Annotated in this window: 1 protein-coding gene; it reads right to left on the minus strand. The window is 41.5% G+C overall.

The features are described 5' to 3' along the window. Positions 1–614 (minus strand): reverse transcriptase domain-containing protein (locus tag ACQKKK_RS26230; RefSeq protein ID WP_427620024.1); only part of this gene is annotated, 614 nt, incomplete at its 3' end. Positions 615–1,117: the final 503 nt, after the last annotated feature.

Genomic DNA, 1,117 nt, shown 5'->3' on the forward strand with positions numbered 1-1,117 from the left:
TTTAACATTATATTACTTAATAGTGGACTGAGGTTGCCTCCTTGCGGAGTACCGACAGGTGTGTCTTCATATTTTCCATTCACCATGACTCCACTAACTAAGTATTTTCTGATTAACGATATGACATCTCCATCTTTTATTGTGTTGGATATGATTCTCATGAGTTTATCGTGATGGACGGTGTCGAAGAATCTTTCAAGATCAATGTCGACTACCCAGTCATGTTCATCATTCAGAAACTCCAGGCTTTTTATAATCGCCATTTCACAACTTCTTTTTGGTCTGAAACCGTAGCTGAATTCGCTGAACTGTTCTTCAAATATCGGACTGAGAACCTGATGTATGGCCTGTTGAACGACCCTATCCACTACTGTTGGTATTCCCAATTTGCGCATCTTTCCATTTTCTTTTGGGATTTCCACTCTTAAGGCAGCTTGTGGTTGGTATTTTCTTGTTCTGATGCGCTGACGCAGTTCATCTTTGTTCTCTTTCAAGTATTGTTTTAGTTCGTCGACTGTTACTCCGTCTACCCCACTTGCACCTTTATTTTTATAGACACGCAGGTAGGCTTCGTTCATATTTTGATTACGTAGGATTTGCTCTAAAAGTTCCACACTCGTTTCTCCCTTCCTCTCACGTAGTAAGTGATAGCTCCCTTTTGATTATCCTTTGAGGTACGCTCATACTTTCACCATTAACACATTCGGAGTTCGTCGCTTACGCATTCGCGGCGTTGAAACACTATAAATTGTTCAACCCTTCATGAAATTAATTTCATTACTATGGCTTCTGCTGACTTCTTGCGATAAACCTTTTTCGACTGTACTTCTGTACATCCGCAAGACCTCCCAGGGTAAGACAACTATCTTTCCTCTTTCACTCGCCTGATTTACTCTACAAAGTTACGCACATCTTTTGGACTTTAACTTGTTTAGGAGTTTAATCCCTTTAAAGAGCCTTGGTATCAGATTCCTGTTCGTCGAGCCAAGATTTTATTCCACGCTTCCTCCAGCCCTTACCTTACGATAAGTACCTTGCGCTTCCTTAGTGGTTGGTCGATGTGTACCCCCACAGTGGACTTTCACCACCTAGATAGTTGCCATGCCTGGCACACTAA

Source organism: Peribacillus sp. NPDC006672, from assembly GCF_050274955.1.
Lineage (GTDB): Bacteria > Bacillota > Bacilli > Bacillales > DSM-1321 > Peribacillus.